Genomic DNA, 24,313 nt, shown 5'->3' on the forward strand with positions numbered 1-24,313 from the left:
CTACAGGAGGATTACCCATATGGAACTTGTGAAGGGAAGACCGGAGGATACGATCGGCAGACTGCCCAGAGAGGTTGAGGTCTATGATCTGCTGGACAGTCTTGGAATAGAATATTACCGCACAGATCATGAAGAGGCGAATACGATGGAAGCGTGCAATGAGATAGACAGGATACTCGGAGCAACGATTTGCAAAAACTTATTCCTCTGCAACCGACAGAGGACACAGTTCTATCTATTGATGATGCCGGGCGAGAAGGTTTTTAAGACGAAAGATCTGTCAAAACAGATTGGTTCCTCGCGTTTGTCCTTTGCAGAGGCGGAATATATGGAAGAATTTCTGCATATCCACCCCGGAGCGGTGTCGGTGATGGGGTTGATGAATGATAAGGAGCACCATGTTCAGCTCCTGATTGATAAGCCGGTGGCAGAAAGCGAGACAGTCGGCTGTCACCCCTGTGTCAGCACTTCCAGTATGCGTATGAGAACGAAGGATATATTGGAAAAATTTCTTCCGGCGGTGCATCATGAGCCGATTATGGTAGATTTACCGGATTATGCAGAAAAAGAAGAGTAGAGGAGCGTTTAGGAAGGAAATGGAGAATAGTAGAAAAAGAATCAGAATATCATGGTTCCTGCTGGGCGTTCTGCCGTTTGTTATTTCTCTTGGAATACAGATCGTGGCAGTTATGGTGGGAAGTGAAGTGACCCGGGACATGGGAATGTATATGGTATTTTATCAGGTGCTTGCGATTCCGATATTTGGTCTGTGGTATTACCTTGGAGAAGGTAAAAAGCAAGGATTTCGCTCAACTAAAGAGGGATTAAGGCAAGGATTTGGCCTGCTTGTAGTCACAGCGCTTGCGCTGCAATTTGGAAGCAGCCTGTTCTTGATTTTCGCCCAGATCGTGATGCCGGGATTCATGCAGGAATATTTGGAACTGGTGGAGACCTCCGGGCTTGGGAGCCTCACATTTTCCATGATTTTTTATACGGTCATTTTGGCACCTATTGGAGAAGAACTAATCTTCCGGGGAGTGACTATGCGGTATTTTAAGGGAGCTTCCGGGAAATTCTGGATAGCCAATGTATTACAGGCGGCTCTTTTTGGTCTGTATCATATGAATGTGATCCAGGGCTTATATACCTTTATTCTAGGGCTTGCCATGGGATATGCGGTGAGAACTTACGGGACGGTGACGGCGGGAATCGTGATGCATATAGTGATCAACGGTTCCGGCTATCTTTTGATGAACGTACAGATTCCGGCGGTATTTACGCTGGCCCTGGAAGTGGCGGGTGCAGTTATTGCGGTATGGGGAATTTGTAAAATGAAAGAGAAAAAGAGGGCGGAAGAAGAGCGAGAAATGAGCGAAATGACTGGTGACGAATAGAGAACGGTTCCTTTATGGGCGGAGGCAGTGGAGATAGTATGAATATCAAGGATTTAGAGACGTTTGAAGCAGTTGTGGAAGAGCAAAGTATCACCAGGGCGTCAAAGAAATTATATATTACCCCTCAGGGAGTCAGCAAGATCATAAAAAATTTGGAAAAAGAATGCGGGTGTGTACTGTTCGTGCGTACAGCCCACGGTCAGGCGCTTACAGAGGCAGGAGAGCGTTTTGCAAAGTACGCGATGCGGGTGCGGGCGGAACATCATGCTATGCTCACTGATATGCTCCGTATCAGGCAAAAGGAACATGGGGTGGTAGATTTGATATCGGCATATGGAATTCTGAGACTTCTGACGCCGGACTGTATTCTGGATTTTAAGCGGAAATATCCGGACATTGAGTTTCACTATCGGGAATATCCTGACAGACAGGTAGAACGGCTGTTTCAGGAAAGAGAAGGCAATGTGGCATTTTCCATCGCCGATTTTGAAGAAGGGTGCTATGACGTGTCGGAAATAGAGACATTTCCAATTCGGCTTTTAGTAAATACAGACCACCCTTTAAGCCAAAGAAAATCGGTCACGATTGAAGATTTAAGAGGGGAACCATTATTTATCGAAAGCAGCCAGTTTAAAATTCATCATCTGATTGTAGAACGGTGTCGAGAAGCCGGGTTTAAACCGAATATCATTTTTGAAACAAGCGGATTCAGCCTGTGCCATAAAATGGTGAAAGCCGGGAAAGGTATTTCTGTCACAGTGGATTTTGTGTTTGACGATATGAAGGCTGACGGGTTGGTCATGATACCGTTTTCCGACGGGGAGTACCAGTGGAAGGCGTGTATGCTGACGCGGAAGGGGGAAAAGCCGGGCGAGGCAGTAGAACTTTTTGTCGCGCACGTCAGAGAATGGCTTTCCCTGATTCGGACAGGGGTTATCACCAGATAGTGAAGAATTGGAAACGAAATGTTGAAGGGATACCGTATTTTCTTTCTTTTTGTACAATTTAGAAAGAGAGAAAAACGGTATTTTTTGTATATTTTTTCGTAAATATAGAAAAAAAGTATATATAGAATATTTTTATAGAAAATCTCGATTTGTTGATGCAAGGGCTTAATGATAAAATAATATCATGAAAGAATTTCGTGTATGACAAAGGAGGAAATAACGATGAATATCAAACAGGAGATCAGCGTAAAGAAAGTAGTCAAAGATGCAGAGGATAATTTCAGAAATGGATATTTCTGTTGTGAGGCTCTGGTAGCCGCAATTCGCGATAACTTTGAACTCGATGTACCGAAGGAAGTAATTGCTATGGCATCTGGTATGGCAGTTGGTGCGGGAAAATCTGGCTGCATGTGTGGCGCGCTTAACGGTGGAATTCTTGCGCTTGGGCTGTTCTTTGGCCGTACTGAGCAGAATGGACCACAGGATCCGAAGGTCGTAAAATGTATGCAGCTTACGCATGAACTCCATGACTGGTTCAAGGAAGCAAATGGAAAACATTCCTGCTGCTGTCGTGTGTTGACAAAAGAATTTGATATGGGAAAAGGGGAACACAAACAGCAGTGTATCTACTTTACAGGACTTTGCGCAGGTAAGGTGGCTGAGATTGTAGTTCGCGAGCTGGGACTTACGAACCTCGATGAACAGACTTCTTAATATACGGATAGCGTTATATCCTACAGCTTGATTCGCATAAAAGATACAAAAGACAGGAGAATAAAGGAATGAAAGAGGTAATTAAAAAAGTCCCGCTGCCAATCTGCGGCGTGATGCTGGGCTTTGCGACACTGGGAAATCTGCTGCAGAGCTATTCGGAAGGAATCCGGTATGCCTGTGGAATCGTCTCAGCAATTTTACTGGTACTGTTTTTGCTGAAACTGATCATGTTCCCGAAGATGATAAAAGAGGATATGAAAAATCCAATCATGGCAAGTGTGTCTGGAACCTTTCCCATGGCACTCATGTTGCTGAGTACATACGTGAAGCCATTTATTGGGAAAGCTGCATTTTACATCTGGCTGTTCGCGATTGCACTTCATGTTGTATTGATTGTGTATTTTACCATACAGTTTATCTTAAAATTGCAGATGCCAAAAGTGTTCGCCAGCTATTATATTGTATATGTGGGAATCGCAGTGGCAGCAGTAACAGCTCCGGCTTATGAACAGCTTGGAATCGGAACAGCAGCCTTCTGGTTCGGGTTTGTGACATTAATCGGACTTCTTGTGCTGGTTACAATGCGTTATACAAAGTATAAGGAGGTGCCGGACCCGGCAAAACCGCTGATCTGTATCTATGCAGCTCCGACAAGTCTGTGTATCGTAGGTTATGTGCAGTCTGTCACTCCGAAGTCCAGAGGATTTCTGCTGGCGATGCTGGCTGTGGCTACGGTGCTTTATATTTTTGCTGTGGCAAAGGCAGTAGGGTATTTGAAGCTGCCGTTCTTCCCGAGCTATGCGTCCTTCACCTTCCCCTTTGCGATCAGTGCGGTTGCCACTAAACAGACGATGGCTTGTCTGATGAACATGGGACAGCCGATGCCGGTTTTGAAATATGTGGTATTGGTCGAGACGATTCTTGCAGTTTTGTTTGCAGTGTATACTTTGATTCGTTTTATGGGCTTCCTATTTGCAAAAAAATAAAAGGGCTATGGTAAAACTAGCTGAAAAAGTGGTTGTTTATGCAAAAATATTGTATAAATAACCACTTTTCTTTTTCACTGTACCATGGTAGAATAGGGAGAAATAAACGGAGAGAGCAAAAAGCCTGTCCGAGTATGTATAGCAGTCAGACAAATGCATGAAAGGCATTCGCCTGAGACACATGGAAACTGAAAATAATATGGATTGAGAGGAAGAAAATTATGAAAATGAAGAAATTAGGACTGGTACTTACAGCAATCGCGTGCATGGGAATGATCACTGCATGTGGTTCCAAGGATTCTGCAAAGGGGGATTCCAAAGGGGAGGAGAAAAAAACTCTGGTCATGGCGACCAATGCGGAGTTCCCGCCGTATGAGTATTATGAAGGAGACGAGATCGTAGGTATTGATGCTGAATTTGCAGCAGCGATCGCTGAGAAGCTGGGAATGGAACTTAAGATTGAGGATATGGCATTTAACTCCATCTTGTCTGCTGTCTCAAGTGGAAAAGCGGATCTCGGCGTTGCCGGAATGACGGTAGACGAGACCAGAAAGAAACAGGTTGATTTTAGTGATTCTTATTATACCGGCCGTCAGGTAATCATCGTAAAAGAGGACAGTGACATTGCAGGGCCGGACGGACTTGAAGGGAAGAAGATCGGTGTTCAGGAAGGGACAACGGGCGATATTTACACGACAGATGATTTCGGCGACGAGGCGATCGAGCGTTACAATAAGGGTATGGAAGCAGTGCAGGCACTTGCACAGGGCAAGATTGATGCAGTTGTCATTGATGACCAGCCGGCGCAGACCTTTGTCGAGCAGGTAGAAGGGCTTAAGGTTCTTGAGGCTGAATATGCGGAAGAGGATTATGCGATTGCGCTGAAAAAGGGCAATACGGAGCTTCTGGAAAAGGTCAATGCTGCCATCAAAGAGCTGAAGGAAGACGGAACATTTGACGAAATCGTAGCAAAATACATTAAGTAATTTTTGCAGATAGGCAGGTCCTGTAATGAGTTTAAAAGAACGTTTTTATATAAATTTTATTGAAGATAACAGATGGCATTACATTGTGGACGGTTTGAAGGTTACCCTTTTGGTAACCTTCTGTGCCGTTATGATTGGCGTGGTTCTGGGATTTTTGCTGGCAATCGTAAGGGCGACCTATGATAAGACAGGCAGGTTAAAGATAGCAAATGTACTTTGTAAGGTGTATATCACGATCATCCGTGGAACTCCGGTCGTTGTTCAGCTTCTTATTATATATTTTGTGATTTTTGGGAGCGTGAATATCAGCAAAGAAATTGTGGCGGTTCTGGCCTTTGGTATGAATTCCAGCGCGTATGTGGCGGAAATCTTCCGTTCGGGAATCATGTCCGTGGATAACGGGCAGTTTGAGGCAGGACGAAGCCTCGGATTTAATTATACGCAGACGATGGTTCATATTATTATGCCGCAGGCGTTTAAAAATGTCCTTCCGGCGCTGGGAAATGAGTTCATTGTGCTGTTAAAAGAGACCTCTGTTGCCGGATATATTGCCCTTCAGGATCTGACTAAGGGCGGCGATATTATCCGAAGCCGTACATTTGATGCATTTATGCCGCTTATAGCAGTTGCACTCATTTATCTTGTAATGGTTATGATATTTACGAAGCTGGTAGAGCTTTTGGAGAGGAGGCTGAGAAACAGTGATCATTAATGGAGAAGAATTGATTCGTGTGGAAGGCCTCCGCAAATCATTTGGCAGGTTTTATGCGCTGGATGGAATCGATGAGGTGATACGTAAAGGAGAGGTCGTGGTGATCGTAGGGCCGTCCGGCTCCGGGAAATCTACGTTTCTCAGATCGCTGAACCTTTTGGAGGTTCCGACGGAAGGCCACATTTATTTTGAAGGTGTGGACATTACCGATAAGTATGTGGATATTGACAAACACCGTCAGAAAATGGGAATGGTGTTCCAGCATTTCAACCTGTTCCCGCATAAGACGATTCTGGAAAATATTACGCTTGCTCCGATGAAGCTGCGAGGAAAGAGCAAAACCGAGGCCGAAGAGCGGGCAATGGAGCTTTTGAAACTGGTAGGACTGGAGGAAAAGGCGAATGCATATCCGTCCCAGCTTTCCGGTGGACAGAAGCAGAGAATCGCGATTGTTCGTTCGCTTGCCATGGATCCGGATGTGATGCTCTTTGACGAGCCGACCTCCGCTCTTGACCCGGAGATGGTAGGCGAGGTGCTGGAGCTTATGAAGCAGCTCGCGCGGGAAGGCATGACCATGGTCGTGGTGACTCACGAGATGGGATTTGCCAGAGAAGTGGGAAGCAGGGTTTTATTTGTGGATGAAGGAAGAGTTAAGGAACAGGCGCCGCCGGAGGAGTTTTTCTCAAATCCGAAGGATGAAAGATTGCGGGAATTCTTATCGAAGGTGTTGTAAAATGGATGCCTTTGGGTATACCTTGTGAAACGGCCGAATGGCCATACGGGATGCCCTTGGGTATACCTTGTGAAACGGCCGAATGGCCATGCGGGATGCCCTTGGGTAAAATTTTTAAGAACGATATTGGCAGGACCAAAAGCACTTTGGTCCTGCCTGTTTGTATTTGGAGTGATTTGATTTAGAAGGTCAGAAAGACGGTAATCTGGTGTCTGATAAAAGGTAAGGAAGCAACAGGGCAATAGAGTCTTTTTGTGATTGGATAAAGTCTTTTTTTATGTTATGATACATTATATATTATATGAAGGTTAAACTTATATACCCAACGGTAGGAGACAGGAAATGATAAACAGACGAAGACCATCTAAGCAGATTATAGCTTGCATTATGGTGATGATTTTTATTTTGCTTGCTTTTTTTTCATTTACCAGAGAGAATGAGCAGCGTATTATGGAACAAAATATGGGATATATCCAGGATAGTACGATTCAGATTGCGGGACAAATTGATCAGGTATTCTCGGACGGGTATGCAAACATTCGTATTATGAGTGCATTTGTAAGCCAGTCGTTGGACAGGCCGGAGGTAGATATCGATCTTGTACGTGAGCTTGCAGAAGATTCTGTTTTTGATTTCCTTGAATTTGCAGATAAGGATGGCATGGACCATAACATTACAGGCGGCGTGTCAGATGCAAGAGACAGGAAGTACTATCTGGATGGAATGAAGGGAAATGTCGGTCTGGAGGTTATTTTTAATTCCCGCGCGACCCACGAGACATTGCTTATGTTCTATTCGCCGGTTACCTTTGAGGGAGAGAACGTGGGTGTGCTTATCGGGGTGTATCAGGCGAGCAACAAGCTGGCAAAGATGCTTGATATAACGTATTTTGGAGAATCGGCCAATCTGTATTTGTGCACACCGGAGGGAAGGGTGGCTGCAAGTAATCTGCCGCTGGATACCAATGAGGAACTCTATGTTACCGATTTGGCAGAGGGGAATGAGAAACTGTCCGACAGTATGTATCAGGCGATGCAAAGCGGTCAGAGTCTTAATTTTACTCTGGAAACGCAGAAGTCTGGCGGGTGCATGACGAAATTGAAATCAGATTGGTATTTGATTCAGGTATTTCCGGAAGCGGCGAATGTCACCATGGTTCAGGAAGCCAATAATGCGGGAATCCGGCTGGAGACGATGCTTCTTTTGATTTTTGGCGTGGTTCTGGTGGTTATGGTTCATTTTTATCGGAAAGAGCAGCAGACGATAGCGGAGGTGGCAGAGGAAAGAGGGGAATATAAGAATGCGGTACTGGCTGATGCCATCATTGTGTTTGAGGCGAATATGACCAGGAATCAGATACAGGAAGGAATCTGGAAGAATAGGGACGGAAGCAGAAGGCCGCTGGAAGAAGTCCTGGGGCTGGAGCTGCCCTGTGATTATGATACATATATCGTGCGCTGGGCGGACACTTATGTGGACGAGGGATCAAGAACTTTGTTTTTGGAATATACCGGAAGAGAGTATCTTAATAAACAATTTGAGCAGGGAAAAAGTGAGATTACATTCGAGTATTATGCCAGATCGCTGGAGGGAGAGAAAATTTTTGTGCGACGCAGTACCTATCTGGCGGTAGACAAGAAAAGCGGCGATATCATTGCATACAATAATGTAAAGGACATTACGGATCAGAAACAGAAAGAGAATCAGATGCATCGGTATGAGCAAATGTTGATCATGACTGCATCGGGAATGCATCAGGGGGCGTGGCAGGTTGATTTGAGCGATTTCTCGACGGTCTATCTGTCTTTTGAGGATAACCATATTACGCCATGGGAGAAAGAGGATTGGAGTGTATGGTTTGCCAGACAGGAGCGGTATATTCATCAGGATGATATAGAGAAGGTCAGAGAGAAGTTGTCGGCAGCAAATCTGCTTAAAATGCCTGTCGCCGAAAAATTCAGGTGCGATTTCAGAAGCAGGGAAAGGAACGAAAGTGGAATTCACAGGATGTATTCCGCCAGCGCATATAAGACGGAACTGGATGGGAAGCTGTACGTAAGTTTGATCACCATGGATAATACTGCGGCTATGGAAAATGAAATGAAGCAGAAGGCGTTAATCGAGGATGCACTGCTTAGAGCAGAGAATGCAAGTAAAGCAAAGACAAAGTTCCTGTTCAATATGTCTCATGATATCCGCACCCCGATGAATGCGATTATTGGGTTTACGACGCTTGCAATCAGACATGCGGACGATGCGGAACGAGTGCGCGGTTACCTTAAAAAAATTGCAGATTCCGGCAATCATTTACTGTCTTTAATTAACGACGTGCTTGATATGAGCCGGATTGAGAATGGTAAAGTGCAGTTGGAAGAGACAGAGTACAGTCTGTCCGAGGTGGTACAGGAATTACAAAATATGCTGCTTTTAGAAGTGCAGTCCCGAAATCTGAAATTATATATTGAGATGGAGGATGTGACAGATGATAAGGTCATCGGGGACAGACTTCGTTTGAAGCAGATTCTGCAGAACCTGCTCGGTAACGCCGTGAAATTTACAAATTCGGGAGGCAGAATCTGGGTTAAGGTTATGGAAAGACCGGGAAGAGACAAAACAATCTATGAATTTCGCGTAAAGGATACCGGAATCGGTATGAGCGAGGAATTTCTGAAGCGTGTTTTCGAGCCGTTTGAACGGGAACGTACATCGACTGTAAGTGGAGTTCAGGGTACCGGACTTGGTATGGCAATTACACGGAATCTTGTGGAGATGATGGAGGGAACGATTTCGGTCACCAGCAAGAAAGGGGAAGGAACTGAGTTTATTGTGCAGCTTCCTATGAAGCCTTTTATGGGCGAGCAGCAGGAAACGGTACATGTTGAGAAAGAGAATACTCATGAAATAAGTATGACCATGAAGGGGCGAAGAGTTCTTCTGGTCGAGGATAATGATCTGAATCGGGAAATTGCAGGAGAGATTCTGAGCGAGGCAGGTCTGTTAGTTGAGGAAGCCAATGACGGAAGTATTGCGGTCGAGAAACTTCTCGAACAGGGACCGGGTTATTATAGCCTTGTATTGATGGACGTTCAGATGCCGGTCATGGATGGCTATACTGCGACACGGACGATTCGCAGCTTTGATAATAAGGAGCTGGCCAGCATTCCGATCATTGCGATGACGGCGAATGCATTTGATGAAGATAAGAAGGAGGCATTTGCAAACGGTATGAATGCACATGTTGCCAAACCGATTGATGTGAAATTACTGTTAAAAGAGATGGAGGCAGTTATGGAATGATAGTATCTGCTATAGAATGTCTTATTTCAGGGAGAGAGACAGCTGCAGAGAGATAGATGATTTTAAAAATGATATCAGCAGGGCCAATGATCTATTGCCTGGAGGAAAAAGATAATGGAGAAGGCCTTCAGAGGATTTTCCTTAATACGAATGTACATCCCCAAATAATTCAAAATAATGAATTTGATGGCGCAGTTCTGATTATGGCAGAAGGGAAACGTTTATCGGAGGAAGGCTGGGAAGATTGTCTTTATGCTTCAGAAATGGCGCAAAAGTATGAAAAACAGGAATTACAGTTCATACCATATTATCTGTGGAATAACCGTGGGGAAGGTGAAATGACAGTTTGGGTCAGAAGCGAATCTAAAGTGGTATAAAAGCAGCTGGGTCTGGTAAAAAATAAGGAAGGCAGTGAAAGATCAATTTCCCTGCCTTTTTTTAATGGCTTTTTAGGGGAAATAAGATGATTCTCAACAAAAAAACTAAAAAATAGGTTAGTTGATTAGTTAGAGAATCAGATTATTTGATTAGAGATAGAAAAGAAAGGCTTATGTATATTGGCATGTGTTTTGACAGAAGCAAATAGCCATGGGTTGGATTGGAACTTTGCTGACCTGCATTGCGTAAAAGATATTTTGATAGTTCAATTTGCCTGATTTGGAAAAAATTATTCAACATTTTACCACTTTGACAAAGGAAAAGCATGGTTATATAATGCGGACAAGTCATTTTAGAGTATGCGAGTAACGTAGGGGGAATAGAGAGTATGAGATTTTATGGAATCAGAGAGAAAATGGAAGAAAAGGGCATCACACTTGGCATGTTGGCGGAAGGAACCAGGATTCCCTTGCCGGAATTGATTAAGGTAAGGGAGGGAGAAGAAGCACAGGTGAGTGTGGAAGAGAGGGAACGCCTGGAGAATTTACTGGAGCTTGAAAGCTTTGATGTTACGCCGAATGGAACGGAAAATATCATAAGGGAGAGCCCTGTGTATTTGGCGAGAAAGTCGGATTATACACTGGAGGATTATGATGCACTTCCTGATGATGTGCGGGCTGAGCTAATCGACGGGCAGTTTTTTGTGATGGACGCTCCGTTTCTGGAACATCAGGTGGTCAGTGGTGCGCTTTATTTTGCAATGCAGCAGTATATTAGAGAGAAGAAGGGGACATGTTTTGTGCTTACGGCACCGGTGGGAGTGCAGATCGACTGCGATGAGAAAACGGTGGTTCAGCCGGATATTCTTATTATTTGTGACCGTAAAAAGATGATAAAAAGAGGGATTATAGGTGCGCCGGATCTGATTGTGGAGATTTTATCTGAGTCTACCCGGAAAAAGGATATGGGTATTAAGCTGAGAAAATATAGGGATGCCGGAGTCAGGGAATATTGGATGGTGGACATCAGGCACCGTCAGGTTATCGTCTATTACTTTGAAAAGGACGAGAACCCAATCATTTATGGATTTGAAGTGAAAGTACCGGTCGGAATCTATGACGGTGAGCTGGAGATTGATTTTGAAGAAATCAAGGAGCGGTTGGAGCTGATTAGCGATTAGTGGAAGTAAGAAAACAGATTTTTGTCTGAGAAAAATTTCGCATTTAACTTTTTACGTCGCTTTTCTTACTATTTGGCGGCACTCCGGCTTAGATCCGGGCACCCTCCAATTCTAATAATTTTTCTTTGATATCCAGTCCGCCGGCGTAACCGACCAGACTGCCGTTTTTTCCGACGACACGGTGACAGGGAATCAGGATTATGATAGGATTCCGGTTGTTTGCCATGCCGACAGCGCGACAGGCTTTCGGATTCCCGACCATTTGCGCAATTTCAGAATAGCATCTGGTCTCCCCGTAAGGGATGGTTCTGAGAGCCCTCCATACCGCTTGTTGGAATGGGGTACCTTGTGGAGCAAGCGGCAGCGTGAATTCCTGACGCTTTCCTTCCAGATACTCGGTAATCTGAGAAATGGCCCGGGTTACAAGAGGCAGGCAGCATTTGGTTGTTTGGTCTGTCAACTGTATTCCGGGAGAAGAGCATACGGCGGGAGAGAGTATCTGATTCTTGGCATTTCCATCTGGTCTGCGGGCAAGAGTGAGGTGCGTGATGGAACTCTCGGTATACCCGAGAATCATAGTTCCAATGCATGTTTCAAATGTGTGATAAGAGATATTTTGTGTTTTCATGTAGTTTATCGTTTCCCTTCGCGGTGTTATATATAAGTAATATCATGAGTAGGAGAGCACTGTCAATATTTGGCAGTGTTCCTTTTTTGTTGCTATGCATACGACAAAAACGTCCAGTGGACGTTATTTAGTTGCCAAGCATACCTGAAATAAGGTCCAGTGAACCTTATTTTAGTCCTATGATCAGGAATGTTTTGAGAAAACCCGGGGAATGATAGATAGTATTGACAACACTAAACGCATTGATAGAAAGTCCGTTCAAAAAAGGGAAGAAGTTTCTTCTTATATAAAAAATTGTATTTACAAGTAAGTTGTACTTGCTGCGCTGATTGTGAAAGAAGGTGCAAAAAACTATGCAAATTAACCAAAAAATCTACTGAAATATGTAAGAAATGACAGATTGTTTGAGAAACGTTTGAAAGCACTTTCCAAGCACGGTGAAAGTATTGAATAAAAAAAACTGCCGTGTATACTTGGGATTACCAACGAAGGAGGATAAAAAGTATGAAAAAGAGAGTCGAAGAGCTGCGGGGAAAACTGATCGTATCCTGCCAGGCTCTGCCTGACGAACCACTTCATTCTTCGTTTATTATGGGAAGAATGGCGCTGGCCGCGAAAGAGGGTGGTGCAATGGGAATCAGGGCAAACACCCGGGAGGATATTCTTGCGATCAAGAGTCTGGTCGATCTGCCTGTCATTGGAATCGTGAAGCGCGATTATAAGGACAGTGCGGTCTACATTACCCCTACCATGCGGGAAGTGGCGGAACTGGTGGAAGCAAAACCAGAGATTATTGCAATGGATGCGACTGGGGCGTTAAGGCCGGGAGGAGTAGATCTTGATACATTTTTTGCACAGGTGAAAGAGAAATATCCTGACCAGCTATTGATGGCAGATTGCTCCACGGTAGAAGAAGCGCTTCATGCAGACGAACTGGGATTTGATTTTATAGGTACTACGATGGTGGGATATACTCCGCAGAGCAAAGGTATGCGGATCGCGGAAAATGATTTCGCGATACTGCGGAAGATCGTGGAGAACGTGAAGCATGAAGTGATTGCAGAGGGCAATATTAATACGCCCGAAAAAGCGAGACGGGTGATAGAATTAGGGGTCTTCAGCGTTGTAGTAGGCTCTATTATCACGAGGCCCCAGATCATTACCCGAACTTTTGCACAGGCACTGCAATAGCAGCGCGGAACACAAATTTAATACTCTAAGAAGAATAAAACAGTAAGAGTTTACGTGAAAAGCTAAGCGTGAAATTTGGAAACAGCAACAATATCAAAATCACAGGGAAAAGGAGAAATGAGTTATGAGAAATCTGGACAAGTATAAGGGAGTCATTCCGGCATTTTACGCATGTTACAATGAAGAGGGAAAGGTGAGCCCTGCTCGTGTGCAGGAACTGACTAGATATTTTGTGGAAAAAGGAGTAAAAGGAGTTTACGTCAACGGTTCTTCCGGTGAGTGTATCTATCAGAGCGTGGAGGAGCGTAAAATCGTTCTGGAAAATGTGATGGAAGCGGCGCAGGGGAAATTGACGGTAATCGCTCATGTGGCCTGCAATAATACGGAGGACAGCCGTGTGCTTGCAGCTCATGCTGAAAGCCTGGGAGTAGATGCCATTGCGTCGATTCCGCCGATTTATTTCCGCCTGCCGGAATATGCCATTGCGGATTACTGGAATGACATCAGTGACGCCGCACCGAAGACGGATTTTGTGATCTACAATATTCCTCAGCTGGCAGGGGTGGCGCTGACCATGAGCCTGTTTGAAGTGATGCGGAAGAACCCGAGGGTGATCGGCGTAAAGAACTCTTCCATGCCGGTTCAGGATATTCAGATGTTCAAGCAGGCAGCCGGAGAAGATTATATCATCTTTAACGGACCGGACGAACAGTTCATCAGCGGCCGTGTGATCGGTGCAGAGGGCGGAATCGGAGGAACTTATGGAGTCATGCCGGAACTGTTCCTTAAGATGGACGAATATGTAAAAGCAGGAAAGCTTGATCAGGCGAGAGAAATACAGTATGCGGTCGATGCGATCATTTACAAGATGTGCTCTGCTCATGGAAATATGTACGCGGTGGTCAAGGAAATTCTTAGAATCAATGAGAAACTGGATATCGGAAGCGTGAGACTTCCACTGGCTCCGCTTACCGCATCAGACAGGGAAATCGCGGCAGAGGCAGCACAGATGATCGTGGAGGCAAAGGAACAGTATCTGTAAAGAGGGAGAAAGAATATGCAGGGTTTTACGGTAATAGATTTAATTATTTTGATCGTATATCTGGCGGCAGTGTTGTTTGCGGGACTACATTTTGCCAAGAAGGATATGCAGGGTAAAGAGTATTTTAAGAGTGATGGGACTGTGCCGTGGTGGGTGACTTCCGTGTCGATTTTCGCTACATTGCTAAGTCCGATATCCTTCCTGTCACTGGCGGGAAATTCCTACGCGGGGACATGGATCATGTGGTTCGCTCAGCTTGGCATGCTGCTTGCGATTCCGCTTACGATCAAGTTTTTCCTGCCAATATACAGTGCACTTGATATTGATACGGCCTACCATTATCTGGAGCTTCGGTTCGGCAGCAAAGGGCTTCGGGTACTCGGGGCAGTCATGTTTATCATTTATCAGGTAGGGCGAATGTCGATCATCATGTATCTTCCATGTATGGTGCTCTCCAGCCTGACAGGACTTAATGTGAATCTGCTGATTGTCATTATGGGCGTGATCGCGATCATTTATTCATATACGGGCGGCCTTAAATCCGTACTTTGGACGGACTTTATTCAAGGCTCCGTACTCCTTATAGGAGTTACATTTGCACTGATTTATCTGCTGGCGAATATTAATGGAGGCGCGGGCGCAGTCTATGATGCGCTGACGGCAGGACACAAATTCCTGGCTGAGGATCAGCCCGTTTTCAATATTAATATTCTGAAGGACAGTGTATTTCTTCTGATCGTAGGCGCCGGATTCAATACTATGGGGTCCTACGTATCCAGCCAGGATATTGTACAGCGTTTTACCACGACGACAGATACGAAGAAGTTAAATAAAATGATGCTGACGAACGGAGCGCTTTCCATTTTCATTGCTACCGTATTTTACCTGATCGGGACAGGGCTTTCTGTATTCTATCAGCAGAATGCACTGCCGCCGGCAGCAGCGCAGGATCAGATTTTCGCGTCCTACATTGCATTTGAGCTTCCAGTCGGAATTACAGGTATTTTGTTGGCGGCAATCTACGCGGCGTCCCAGTCCACACTTTCGACAGGGTTGAATTCCGTGGCGGCAAGCTGGACGCTGGATATCCAGTCAAGGCTGACGAAAAAAGAACTGAGCTTTGAAAAGCAGACGAAGATTGGACAGTATGTGTCACTTATCGTGGGTGTTTTCGCAATTGTGGTATCCATGGTTCTGGCAAATGGAGGCGTAAAATCAGCTTACGAGTGGTTCAACGGATTTATGGGTCTGGTTCTCGGTATTTTGATCGGAACCTTCATTCTGGGAGCATTTACCAAAGTGGCAAATACTTTCGGAGCGACTCTTGCCTTCATCGCGGCATCAGTTGTGATGGTCAGCATCAAATATTTCATTCCGGCGGAAAGCGTGTCGATCTGGTCTTATTCCATCATCTCAATCACGGTATCGCTGGTAGTGGGTATTCCGGCGAGCCTGATCTGGCGGACGGTAAAAGGAGACAGGTCAGAACCGGCGCCGAATACGACAATTTATAAAAAGTAGCATTTTGACCATTGCTTTGGGGCGCAATGCATAGAGGCGGGCAGGATATGCCCGCTGCGTGCATATAGGCTGAAAGAGAAGCAATGTAAAAAGAAATTCAATGCAAAAAGAAAAACAATGCAAAAGGAGAAGCGTATGATTTATGGCAATATTTATAACTTAGAAGGGTATGCATTTCCCAATGAACAGCTTGGAGAATGTGTGGAATATGTGAAAACGCATGATATGCTCAGTCTGCCTACGGGGCGTTTGGAGATAGATGGAGAGCGTCTGTATGCCAATATCGCCGAGTATACGACGGTGTACGCAGATGAGAGATTCTGGGAAGCACACAAAGCCTATCTGGATGTGCATGTCATGCTTCATGGAAGTGAGAGGATCGACCTGGCTTTCCTTCAGGACATGGAGACAGGAGATTATGTGGAAAAAGAAGATTTTCTTCCGATGGAGGGAGAGATGAACGCGTCGGTCACGCTTCGGGAGGGAGATTTTCTGGTGTGTTTTCCGGAGGACGCACATAGGACCGGAGTAATGAGTGAGGCGTCTGAAAAGATTAAGAAAGCGATTTTCAAGGTTCGTATCTGATAATTAGCTGAAAAGTAAGAGGAAAAATGAAATATGCAGCATTATGTATGTATTGATATTGGCGGAACTGCTATCAAGTGTGGTATAATAAATGAAAATGGAGAATTCCTGGCAAAAGGACAGCGTGAAACAGAAGCGATGAAAGGAGGGACATCTATTCTGGCCAAGGCAGTCCAAATCGTGGAAGACTACAGGGAACAATATAAACTGAGTGGTATATGTATTTCAACAGCCGGAATGGTGGATGTAGAGACGGGGGAGATTTTCTATTCTGCGCCTCTGATCCCCGGCTATAAAGGAATTAATTTTAAGACCAGCCTGGAAGAAAGGTTTGGCATTCCCTGTGAAGTGGAAAATGATGTAAACTGTGCAGGTCTTGCAGAATATATCTCAGGAGCGGCCCGGGGAAGCCGGATTGTGCTTTGCCTGACTGTGGGAACCGGAATCGGAGGCTGTATTTTGATCGACGGCAAGGTATTTCGCGGCTCTTCAGGCAGTGCCAGCGAGGTGGGATATATGCAAATGGAAGACAGTGATTTCCAGACGCTTGGTGCAGCGAGCATTCTCTGCCGGAAGGTAGCAGAGTGCAAGAAAGAACAGTTGCAGGACTGGACTGGATATCGGGTCTTTGAGGCGGCACATAAAGGGGATGCTGTATGCATACAGGCAATTAACGAAATGACGGATATCCTTGGAAAAGGAATCGCGAATATCTGTTATGTGCTGAATCCTGGAACCGTCGTGATCGGCGGAGGGATTATGGCACAGGAAAAAGTGCTGATGCCGAAGATTCAGGCAGCGCTTGAAAAATATCTGATTCCTGAGATTTGTGCGAAGACTAGACTGAAAACGGCCGAATATGGAAATGATGCTGGAATGCTGGGGGCATTTTACCATTTTAAAACGATCCGTAATCAAAATGCGGAGCAATAATCGGGAATCCGGATGCTTTATAACTGAGTGACACGAAAGAATGCTGGATCAGGGGGGCATGCAGCAGGTAAAGGAAGAGGCCAGATGGAATATTATATTAAATCAGTAGTACCGATTATTGAATCAAATTATGAGAATTTTACAGCAGTGGAAAAAAGCATTGCAGATTTCTTTATCCACAATCAGGAAAAGGTAGATTTTTCTGCGAGATCCATAGGAGAGAGACTATTCGTATCGGAAGCCTCTCTTTCCCGATTTGCCAAGAAATGCGGCTATCGCGGCTATCGGGAATTTATCTATCAGTATGAGGAAATTTTTGTAGAAAAGAGAGATTCTGTTGCAGAGCATACCAGAATGGTGCTCAATGCGTACCAGGAGCTTTTGAATAAGACTTACAGTCTGATGAATGAGAACCAGATTATGCGGGTCTGCCGCTATCTGAGCAAGGCGTCGCGTGTATTCGTCTGCGGACGGGGCAGTTCCGGTCTTGCGGCAAGAGAGATGGAACTGCGTTTTATGCGGATCGGGCTGGACATCGATTCGATTCAGGACAGTGATCTTATGAAAATGCAGGCGGTATTTCAGAAGGAGACCTGTGTGGTGATAGGGCTTAGCATCAGCGGGGAGAAGGAAGAGGTCCTCTATATGCTCCGCGAGGCGCATCGCCAGAAGGCGAAGACCGTGCTGGTCACATCAAGGAACCGGGAAGAGTATGATGAGTATTGCGATGAGGTGATGCTGGTACCTTCTCTGGAATATTTGAATCACGGCAGTGTGATCTCTCCGCAGTTTCCGATCCTGTTAATGGTAGATTTAATCTATTCTTATTATGTGGAAAAAGATAAATATTTAAAAGAAACAATGCATGGGGATACCCTGAAGGCATTGAAAGGAGAGCGCTAAATGAGAATTTATAAGACGAAAGATTATAGTGAGATGAGTAGAAAAGCTGCGGGAATCCTTGCTTCGCAGATCATTATGAAACCAGATAGTACACTGGGCCTTGCAACGGGCTCCACCCCAATCGGTTTATATGATTGTCTGGTAGAGGGGTATGAAAAGGGAGATTTGGATTTCTCTCAGGTTACAACTGTGAACTTGGATGAGTACAAAGGACTTCCCAGAGAAAATGATCAGAGCTATTACTATTTCATGCATAAGCATCTTTTTGACCGTGTGAATGTAAAGCCGGAGAATGTTCATCTTCCGGATGGAACGAAAGAGGACAGTGAGGCAGAGTGTGCCGGCTATGAAGCGCTGATCCGCTCTACGGACGGTGTAGATATCCAGCTCTTAGGTCTGGGACATAACGGACATATCGGCTTCAACGAGCCGGCAGATGAGTTCAAAAAAGAGACACACTGCGTGACCCTTACAGAGCGCACGATCGAGGCGAATAAACGGTTCTTTGCATCAGCAGACGAAGTGCCGAAGCAGGCTTATACGATGGGAATCGGTACGATCATGCGTGCTAAGAAGATTCTGATCGTGGTAAGCGGAGAAGACAAGGCAGAGATCGTAAAGCAGGCATTCTTCGGACCTGTGACACCGAAGGTTCCGGCGTCTATTTTGCAGATGCACCCGGACGTAACACTGGTTGCAGATGAGGCGGCACTTTCCAAGATTCCGGAATAACAGAGGAATCCAAGTTTGAAGAACTAAGCAGCAGCCGGGATATCGGCGGCAGAATGGAGTTGTAGTATGATTGTAAAAAATGTCATGGTATTTACGGAAGAAAAAGAATTTGTTCCGGGATTTCTGGAGATCGCAGATGGCGTATTCCGGCAGGTCTGCCTGGGAAAAGAAACGGAGAACGCCGCATTTTCCCAGAAGGAACAGATTGTCGACGGACAGGGAGCTTATGCACTGCCAGGTATGATCGATCTGCATTTTCATGGCTGTATGGGGTATGATTTCTGTGATGGAACAAAAGAAGCGGTAGAAGCAATCGCTGCATATGAAGCGTCTATCGGTGTGACTGCAATCTCTCCGGCTACTATGACACTTCCCGTGGAGGTCCTTGAAGAGATTCTCGGCACAGCGGCTTCCTATCGCGAGGAGCAGAAAGCGGACAAGGAAACGAAGGTGGCGGATCTTGTGGGCGTTAACATGGAAGGCCCGTTTATCAGCACCAAGAAAAAGGGAGCCCAGGACGCGAGAAATATTATTCCCTGCGACGTAGGGGTCTACCGCAGATTCCAGAAGGCGGCAAAAGGTCTTGTGAAATTTATCGGTATCGCTCCGGAGGCATCAGATGCCGGGGAGTTTATCCGGGAAGTAAAAGAGGAAGTACAGGTTTCGCTGGCACACACCAACGCGGATTATAATACGGCGAAGGCGGCATTTGACGCGGGTGCTTCTCATGCGGTACATCTGTATAATGCGATGCCGGCTTTTACGCACCGGGAACCCGGCGTGGTGGGAGCTGTATCGGACAGTGACCATGTCATGGCGGAGATGATCTGTGACGGAGTGCATTTGCACCCGGCAGTGGTCAGGGCGACATTTAAGATGCTGGGAGAGGATAGGATCATTCTCATCAGTGACAGTATGCGTGCGGCAGGAATGCCAGATGGCAGATATACGCTGGGAGGACTTGATGTGGAGGTTACCGGAAACCGTGCGGTTCTGGTATCCGACGGTGCACTGGCAGGCTCTGTCACGACGCTTCCGGATTGTGTGCGGACAGTGGTCAAAAAAATGGGAATCCCGCTTGGCACGGCGGTGGCATGTGCCAGCATGAATCCTGCGAAAAGTCTCGGAATTTTCGATCAGTACGGTTCAATCAGAACAGGGAAAAAGGCAGATCTTGTACTCTGGGACAAGGAGCTGAATCTACAGATGGTCATCAAAGATGGTCAGATTATAACCTAAGTATACCTTGTGAAACGGCCGAATGGCCATACGGGATGCCCTTGGGTATAGAATAGGAAAAACGGTTTCCGATAGCAGCGGACTTTGCGAAAAGTGTTGCGAATGGAAATCGTTTTTTTCAATTGGTGCGCCCGGCGGCACACGTTTCTATTTTCGCATTTCCTGGATTTGGCGATACATCTCTACATCTTCTTTTGTGATTTTCAGGTTGGAAGCGAGAGTTTTTCCGTCCGGCAATGTCACCTGTAATTCCAGAATGGTCCCTTCCTGCAATCCGTTCTGGGAAACGGCTTTTAAAAAGGAGGGGAATTTTGGGTGACGGGTGGAAAATTCGCTCCACAAATTCTTAAGCTGTAATAACATCATTGGATTCATATGTCTTCACCTGCTTTCTGTATTTTGTAGTGCCTGCGCGTACAGTATAGCAGAATATGAAGCAAAAGGAAATAAAAAGTGGGAACACTCTCGCCTGTTGTATTTTGGGTAGAAATCGATTATACTAAAAGGGCAAAAATTGCCAGGAGATGAAAGAGAATGAGAGAAACATGTGAAAATATGCTCAGGACTTGGAAAAGTCTGTTTGGAGCGCTAATCAAGTGGATCATTTTATCCGTTGTGGTCGGCGGAATTATCGGCGTCATTGCCAGTGCATTTTCCTATGCGGTCGCCTATGCGACGCAGTTCAGAGAAGCGTATGCATGGGTATTGTTTGGAATGCCGCTTGGAGGTCTTTTGATCGTATTTTTGTATAAGATCACAGGACAGGAGAAGAATTCGGGTACGAATCTGGTACTTACGGTGGTGCGTTCCAGCCATGAAGATGTGCCGGGAAGGGTGGCTCCGCTGATTTTGATTGCCACGGTCATCACACATTTGTTCGGCGGTTCCTCAGGACGTGAGGGGCAGCTTTGCAGTTCGGCGCCAGCGTGGGAGACTGGTTCGGACAGAAGCTCCACCTGAATGAAAGCGATAAAAAGATTCTGATGCTTGCAAGTATGAGTGCCGCATTTTCCGCACTGTTCGGGACCCCTATGGCAGCGGCAATTTTCCCGATGGAGGTCATCAGTGTGGGAATCATGTATTACGCGGCTCTGGTGCCGTGTATGTTTTCGGCGTTTGTGGCACAATTTGTGGCGGTATTTTTCAAGGTACGGGTATTGGAGAACCCGTATCCGGTGGAGGAGGTGCCTGTCTTTTACAGTGTGGACGGGCTGAAATTTATTTTGCTGGCCGTATGCTTTGCGCTGGCCGGGACAGTGTTCTGCATTCTTTTACATAACAGCGAGCATTGGTTTAAGAAATGGATCGCAAATCCCTATCTGCGAATCGCAGCGGGGGCTGCTGCGGTGATTGCGCTTCGCTATCTTGTGGGAACAGACGCCTATCTGGGACTTGGCGACGGCGTTATTCACGGCAGCTTTGCGGAGGCGGCGGGGATTGAGATGTTCCTGCTTAAGATGATATTTACCTGTCTGACCCTTGGCTCAGGCTTTAAGGGCGGAGAGATTGTCCCCTCTTTGTTCATCGGGGCGACGCTTGGCTCTGCGCTTTCGGCAATATTTCACCTGCCGCCGGACATCTGTGCGGCCTGTGGTATGGTGGGGGTATTCTGTGCTGTGACCAACAGCCCGATCAGCTCGATGCTCATCGCATTTGAACTGTTTGGCTTTGCGGGAATGCCGTTTTTCTGTATTGTGATCGCCGTAAGCTATCTGCTATCGGGATATCAAAGCCTTTATAAGGAGCAGAAAATCGTATATTCCAAGACGGAGAACCGCTATATTAATAAGCAGACGGAATAGAAAAGGAGTAAACGGGGAAGATTAACAGCATCACAGGGAAAAAGTTATTTCTAAAAATACCCTTGAAAAATGCTTTTGACTATGATATTATTGGAAAATAATTTATTTATGTAAAGCGTTGAAAGAGACTCTTGCCTTTGGAACTTGACAGGAATATGGCGTCACCGACTGAGAGCGCCGTTTGAGGAATAAGGCGAAGGGAACACTCCGGAGCAGATTGGCTGAATGGGAGACAGGGTCTTTGAAGGCGACGCCTTAGAGGCGCAGTTTTTGGGATACCGGATACACGGCATCAGAGTAGACAGTTTCAGTAGGTCAATACGTCTTATGCACGTTACGCATATCAGAGAGGAACCCAAGTGCATAGTACACCGAAAGAAACCTTCGCTTAAGCAGGAGCGACGGCCGACTGGCAGGCTGAGGCAGTATGTCAGGAGTGGTGTTTTGTGGCGGAAGATCTCGCCGGTCGATGATGACTTAAGTCCGATGGCATGAGCGGTTCTGTTTCGTTCGACAAAGGCGTCGGTTTAGCAATCAGGGTATATTGTTGCAGGGTTCAATGCGGGTGGTACCGCGGATTTGATAAGTCCGTCCCGGAATACAGATTGTATTCCGGGGCTTTTTTTGTTTCATAGGAAAGTGCGAGAGCACATTCTATTTTGATAATTTTTCAAAAAAAGTCCCCGGAATGCACAAAACTAAATTTTAGGAGGATTGTGACATGGAATTTTTAACAGGTGTAAAAGAAAAAGAAACTTTAGAGATCAGCCAGTTATTAAAAGACGGAATGCCGGGAAGTACGGTGAAGGTAAACGGAGCCGTTCATGCAGTCCGCAACATGGGAACAGTCGCCTTCATCATTCTGCGGAAACGGGAGGGGCTGCTTCAATGTGTTTATGAAGAAGGTACGGCAGATTTTGACGTGAGAGAGATTCGGGAGGCGCAGAGCGTAGAAGTGTCCGGAATTCTGGAGAAGTCGGAAAGGGCGCCTCACGGCGTAGAAATCCGGCTTACCGGTATCCGGATCCTTGGCCAGCCGAAGGAAGCACTTCCGCTTGCAGTGTCCAAGTGGAAACTGAATACGTCCCTGGAGGCAAAGCTGAACTACCGCTCCATTTCCCTTAGAAATATAAAAGAGAGGGCCAAATTCCGGATTCAGGAAGGAATCGTAAGGGGCTTCCGTGAATTCTTGTATCAGCAGGGCTTTACGGAGATCCACACGCCGAAAATCGGGGAGAAGGGAGCAGAAGGCGGCTCCAACGTATTTAAGCTGGACTATTTTCACCGCCCGGCGGTTCTCGCCCAGAGCCCGCAGTTCTACAAACAGATGATGGTGGGCGTATTTGACAGAGTATTTGAGACCGGACCGGTGTTCCGCGCGGAGAAACACAACACCAAACGGCATTTGAACGAATATACCAGCCTGGATTTTGAGATGGGTTATATTGACGGCTTTGAAGATATTATGGCAATGGAAACCGCATTTCTCCAGTATATGATGGAACTTTTGAAGAAAGACTATACAAAGGAACTGGAGATTCTGGAACTTAAGCTTCCCGATGTGTCCCGGATTCCGGCGATCCGTTTTGATGAGGTGAAACGTCTGGTCTCGGAAAAATATGACCGGAAGATCCGCAATCCGTTTGACTTGGAGCCGGAGGAAGAGCAGCTGATCGGACAGTATGCGAAGGAAGAATGGGGCAGCGATTTCGTCTTCGTCACCTATTATCCTTCTAAGAAGCGTCCCTTCTATGCGATGGACGATCCGGAAGATGAGAGATTTACACTGAGTTTTGATTTATTGTTCCGCGGGCTGGAAATCACGACCGGCGGGCAGAGAATCCATGATTACGACATGCTGATCCAAAAGCTGGAAAAGCGCGGCATGTCTGCAGAGGGCATGGAGGCATATCTTGACACCTTCAAGCACGGAATGCCGCAGCATGGAGGCTTAGGAATCGGAATGGAACGTCTGACCATGCAGCTTTTAGGAGAGGAAAATGTCAGAGAGACCACATTGTTCCCGAGAGATTTAAGCAGGCTGACGCCGTAATGTGACAGTGCAGCATGAGTAAGAGAGGTAGAAAGATGGCAAATAAAATATCAGACGAGACGATTGAATATGTAGGAATTCTTGCAAAGCTGGAATTGTCTGCCGAAGAAAAGGCACAGGCAAAGTCGGATATGGAGACGATGCTGGATTATATAGATACGTTAAATGAACTGGATACCCGGGGGATCGAGCCGATGTCTCATGTATTTCCCGTCCACAATGTATTTCGTGAGGACGTAGTGGAAAATGGAGATCAGCATGAGGAAATGCTGGCGAATGCGCCACAGAAAAAGGAGCAGAGTTATCAGGTGCCGAGGACATTTGCGTAAGCTGCATCAAAGGGCGCTTTTGTAAGGA

The 24,313-nt window shown here is 45.9% G+C and carries 23 protein-coding genes and 1 pseudogene; 22 read left to right on the forward strand and 2 right to left on the reverse strand.

Annotation, left to right across the window (positions count from 1 at the left end; all coding sequences use genetic code 11):
- Positions 1–19: 19 nt before the first annotated feature.
- The 11 genes from ABXS75_06275 (at position 20) to ABXS75_06325 (ending at position 11,327) form a co-directional block, all read left to right on the forward strand.
- Positions 20–577, forward strand: a complete 558-nt coding sequence (locus ABXS75_06275) for a prolyl-tRNA synthetase associated domain-containing protein (GenBank protein ID XCP86397.1) — start codon at positions 20–22, stop codon at positions 575–577.
- 19 nt (positions 578–596) lie between these two features.
- Entirely contained in the window at positions 597–1,394 is a 798-nt protein-coding gene (locus tag ABXS75_06280) for a CPBP family intramembrane glutamic endopeptidase (protein ID XCP86398.1), read from the forward strand.
- Positions 1,395–1,432: 38 nt separating this feature from the next.
- Positions 1,433–2,341: a LysR family transcriptional regulator gene (locus ABXS75_06285; protein XCP86399.1), complete on the forward strand. Its 909-nt coding sequence runs from the start codon at positions 1,433–1,435 to the stop codon at positions 2,339–2,341.
- Positions 2,342–2,563: 222 nt separating this feature from the next.
- Positions 2,564–3,055 (forward strand): C-GCAxxG-C-C family protein, encoded by a 492-nt coding sequence (locus ABXS75_06290; protein ID XCP86400.1) that lies wholly within the window; start codon positions 2,564–2,566, stop codon positions 3,053–3,055.
- Between the two features lie 68 nt (positions 3,056–3,123).
- The gene (locus ABXS75_06295) at positions 3,124–4,041 is read left to right on the forward strand and encodes a TDT family transporter (GenBank protein ID XCP86401.1); all 918 of its coding nucleotides are present in this window, start codon (positions 3,124–3,126) and stop codon (positions 4,039–4,041) included.
- A 221-nt stretch (positions 4,042–4,262) separates the two neighbouring features.
- Positions 4,263–5,027 carry a basic amino acid ABC transporter substrate-binding protein gene (locus ABXS75_06300; protein ID XCP86402.1) on the forward strand — a complete coding sequence of 255 codons (765 nt, stop codon included), beginning with the start codon at positions 4,263–4,265 and terminating at the stop codon, positions 5,025–5,027.
- A 25-nt stretch (positions 5,028–5,052) separates the two neighbouring features.
- Positions 5,053–5,739, forward strand: a complete 687-nt coding sequence (locus ABXS75_06305) for an amino acid ABC transporter permease (GenBank protein ID XCP86403.1) — start codon at positions 5,053–5,055, stop codon at positions 5,737–5,739.
- Positions 5,729–6,472 carry an amino acid ABC transporter ATP-binding protein gene (locus tag ABXS75_06310; protein ID XCP86404.1) on the forward strand — a complete coding sequence of 248 codons (744 nt, stop codon included), beginning with the start codon at positions 5,729–5,731 and terminating at the stop codon, positions 6,470–6,472. The genes ABXS75_06305 and ABXS75_06310 overlap by 11 nt, the downstream gene beginning before the upstream one ends.
- Positions 6,473–6,814: 342 nt before the next feature.
- On the forward strand, positions 6,815–9,769 hold the full coding sequence (locus ABXS75_06315; GenBank protein ID XCP86405.1) for an ATP-binding protein: 2,955 nt from the start codon (positions 6,815–6,817) through the stop codon (positions 9,767–9,769).
- A 56-nt stretch (positions 9,770–9,825) separates the two neighbouring features.
- The gene (locus ABXS75_06320) at positions 9,826–10,146 is read left to right on the forward strand and encodes a hypothetical protein (protein ID XCP86406.1); all 321 of its coding nucleotides are present in this window, start codon (positions 9,826–9,828) and stop codon (positions 10,144–10,146) included.
- A gap of 389 nt (positions 10,147–10,535) precedes the next feature.
- Positions 10,536–11,327: a Uma2 family endonuclease gene (locus ABXS75_06325; protein ID XCP86407.1), complete on the forward strand. Its 792-nt coding sequence runs from the start codon at positions 10,536–10,538 to the stop codon at positions 11,325–11,327.
- 88 nt (positions 11,328–11,415) lie between these two features.
- Here the strand turns inward: ABXS75_06325 and ABXS75_06330 are convergent, their stop codons facing one another.
- Positions 11,416–11,955, reverse strand: a complete 540-nt coding sequence (locus ABXS75_06330) for a methylated-DNA--[protein]-cysteine S-methyltransferase (GenBank protein ID XCP86408.1) — start codon at positions 11,953–11,955, stop codon at positions 11,416–11,418.
- Between the two features lie 504 nt (positions 11,956–12,459).
- On the opposite strand from ABXS75_06330, the gene ABXS75_06335 reads away from it, so the two are divergent.
- The 8 genes from ABXS75_06335 (at position 12,460) to nagA (ending at position 20,101) form a co-directional block, all read left to right on the forward strand.
- Positions 12,460–13,146 carry an N-acetylmannosamine-6-phosphate 2-epimerase gene (locus ABXS75_06335; GenBank protein XCP86409.1) on the forward strand — a complete coding sequence of 229 codons (687 nt, stop codon included), beginning with the start codon at positions 12,460–12,462 and terminating at the stop codon, positions 13,144–13,146.
- 124 nt (positions 13,147–13,270) lie between these two features.
- On the forward strand, positions 13,271–14,188 hold the full coding sequence (locus ABXS75_06340; GenBank protein ID XCP86410.1) for a dihydrodipicolinate synthase family protein: 918 nt from the start codon (positions 13,271–13,273) through the stop codon (positions 14,186–14,188).
- A gap of 15 nt (positions 14,189–14,203) precedes the next feature.
- Positions 14,204–15,709: a sodium:solute symporter gene (locus ABXS75_06345; GenBank protein ID XCP86411.1), complete on the forward strand. Its 1,506-nt coding sequence runs from the start codon at positions 14,204–14,206 to the stop codon at positions 15,707–15,709.
- Positions 15,710–15,844: 135 nt separating this feature from the next.
- The gene (locus ABXS75_06350; GenBank protein ID XCP86412.1) at positions 15,845–16,294 is read left to right on the forward strand and encodes a YhcH/YjgK/YiaL family protein; all 450 of its coding nucleotides are present in this window, start codon (positions 15,845–15,847) and stop codon (positions 16,292–16,294) included.
- A 33-nt stretch (positions 16,295–16,327) separates the two neighbouring features.
- The gene (locus ABXS75_06355) at positions 16,328–17,227 is read left to right on the forward strand and encodes an ROK family protein (GenBank protein XCP86413.1); all 900 of its coding nucleotides are present in this window, start codon (positions 16,328–16,330) and stop codon (positions 17,225–17,227) included.
- 84 nt (positions 17,228–17,311) lie between these two features.
- A complete protein-coding gene (locus tag ABXS75_06360) occupies positions 17,312–18,130 on the forward strand; it encodes a MurR/RpiR family transcriptional regulator (protein ID XCP86414.1) in 819 nt (272 codons plus the stop codon).
- A complete protein-coding gene (gene nagB / locus ABXS75_06365; GenBank protein ID XCP86415.1) occupies positions 18,131–18,862 on the forward strand; it encodes a glucosamine-6-phosphate deaminase in 732 nt (243 codons plus the stop codon).
- 66 nt (positions 18,863–18,928) lie between these two features.
- Complete coding sequence (gene nagA / locus ABXS75_06370) at positions 18,929–20,101, forward strand: N-acetylglucosamine-6-phosphate deacetylase (GenBank protein ID XCP86416.1); 1,173 nt, start codon at positions 18,929–18,931, stop codon at positions 20,099–20,101.
- A gap of 147 nt (positions 20,102–20,248) precedes the next feature.
- Here nagA and ABXS75_06375 read toward each other — a convergent pair whose 3' ends face one another.
- Positions 20,249–20,476, reverse strand: a complete 228-nt coding sequence (locus ABXS75_06375) for a hypothetical protein (GenBank protein ID XCP86417.1) — start codon at positions 20,474–20,476, stop codon at positions 20,249–20,251.
- 339 nt (positions 20,477–20,815) lie between these two features.
- Between ABXS75_06375 and ABXS75_06380 the strand changes: the two are divergent.
- From ABXS75_06380 to gatC, 3 genes and pseudogenes are all read left to right on the forward strand, one after another.
- A pseudogene (locus tag ABXS75_06380) lies at positions 20,816–21,903 on the forward strand (chloride channel protein).
- 721 nt (positions 21,904–22,624) lie between these two features.
- On the forward strand, positions 22,625–23,956 hold the full coding sequence (aspS, locus tag ABXS75_06385; GenBank protein XCP86418.1) for an aspartate--tRNA(Asn) ligase: 1,332 nt from the start codon (positions 22,625–22,627) through the stop codon (positions 23,954–23,956).
- Between the two features lie 35 nt (positions 23,957–23,991).
- Positions 23,992–24,285, forward strand: a complete 294-nt coding sequence (gene gatC / locus ABXS75_06390) for an Asp-tRNA(Asn)/Glu-tRNA(Gln) amidotransferase subunit GatC (GenBank protein XCP86419.1) — start codon at positions 23,992–23,994, stop codon at positions 24,283–24,285.
- The last annotated feature ends 28 nt before the right edge of the window (positions 24,286–24,313 follow it).

The organism is Roseburia hominis, assembly GCA_040702975.1.
In the GTDB taxonomy this organism is placed as follows: Bacteria; Bacillota; Clostridia; order Lachnospirales; family Lachnospiraceae; genus Allocoprococcus; species Allocoprococcus hominis_A.

Bases quoted from the DNA above. Each gene is read 5' to 3' on its own strand.
- ABXS75_06275 (XCP86397.1), top strand. From the start codon at position 20: ATGGAACTTGTGAAGGGAAGACCGGAGGATACGATCGGCAGACTGCCC.
- ABXS75_06280 (XCP86398.1), top strand. From the start codon at position 597: ATGGAGAATAGTAGAAAAAGAATCAGAATATCATGGTTCCTGCTGGGC.
- ABXS75_06285 (XCP86399.1), top strand. From the start codon at position 1,433: ATGAATATCAAGGATTTAGAGACGTTTGAAGCAGTTGTGGAAGAGCAA.
- ABXS75_06290 (XCP86400.1), top strand. From the start codon at position 2,564: ATGAATATCAAACAGGAGATCAGCGTAAAGAAAGTAGTCAAAGATGCA.
- ABXS75_06295 (XCP86401.1), top strand. From the start codon at position 3,124: ATGAAAGAGGTAATTAAAAAAGTCCCGCTGCCAATCTGCGGCGTGATG.
- ABXS75_06300 (XCP86402.1), top strand. From the start codon at position 4,263: ATGAAAATGAAGAAATTAGGACTGGTACTTACAGCAATCGCGTGCATG.
- ABXS75_06305 (XCP86403.1), top strand. From the start codon at position 5,053: ATGAGTTTAAAAGAACGTTTTTATATAAATTTTATTGAAGATAACAGA.
- ABXS75_06315 (XCP86405.1), top strand. From the start codon at position 6,815: ATGATAAACAGACGAAGACCATCTAAGCAGATTATAGCTTGCATTATG.
- ABXS75_06320 (XCP86406.1), top strand. From the start codon at position 9,826: ATGATTTTAAAAATGATATCAGCAGGGCCAATGATCTATTGCCTGGAG.
- ABXS75_06325 (XCP86407.1), top strand. From the start codon at position 10,536: ATGAGATTTTATGGAATCAGAGAGAAAATGGAAGAAAAGGGCATCACA.
- ABXS75_06330 (XCP86408.1), bottom strand. From the start codon at position 11,955: ATGAAAACACAAAATATCTCTTATCACACATTTGAAACATGCATTGGA.
- ABXS75_06335 (XCP86409.1), top strand. From the start codon at position 12,460: ATGAAAAAGAGAGTCGAAGAGCTGCGGGGAAAACTGATCGTATCCTGC.
- ABXS75_06340 (XCP86410.1), top strand. From the start codon at position 13,271: ATGAGAAATCTGGACAAGTATAAGGGAGTCATTCCGGCATTTTACGCA.
- ABXS75_06345 (XCP86411.1), top strand. From the start codon at position 14,204: ATGCAGGGTTTTACGGTAATAGATTTAATTATTTTGATCGTATATCTG.
- ABXS75_06350 (XCP86412.1), top strand. From the start codon at position 15,845: ATGATTTATGGCAATATTTATAACTTAGAAGGGTATGCATTTCCCAAT.
- ABXS75_06355 (XCP86413.1), top strand. From the start codon at position 16,328: ATGCAGCATTATGTATGTATTGATATTGGCGGAACTGCTATCAAGTGT.
- ABXS75_06360 (XCP86414.1), top strand. From the start codon at position 17,312: ATGGAATATTATATTAAATCAGTAGTACCGATTATTGAATCAAATTAT.
- nagB (XCP86415.1), top strand. From the start codon at position 18,131: ATGAGAATTTATAAGACGAAAGATTATAGTGAGATGAGTAGAAAAGCT.
- nagA (XCP86416.1), top strand. From the start codon at position 18,929: ATGATTGTAAAAAATGTCATGGTATTTACGGAAGAAAAAGAATTTGTT.
- ABXS75_06375 (XCP86417.1), bottom strand. From the start codon at position 20,476: ATGAATCCAATGATGTTATTACAGCTTAAGAATTTGTGGAGCGAATTT.
- aspS (XCP86418.1), top strand. From the start codon at position 22,625: ATGGAATTTTTAACAGGTGTAAAAGAAAAAGAAACTTTAGAGATCAGC.
- gatC (XCP86419.1), top strand. From the start codon at position 23,992: ATGGCAAATAAAATATCAGACGAGACGATTGAATATGTAGGAATTCTT.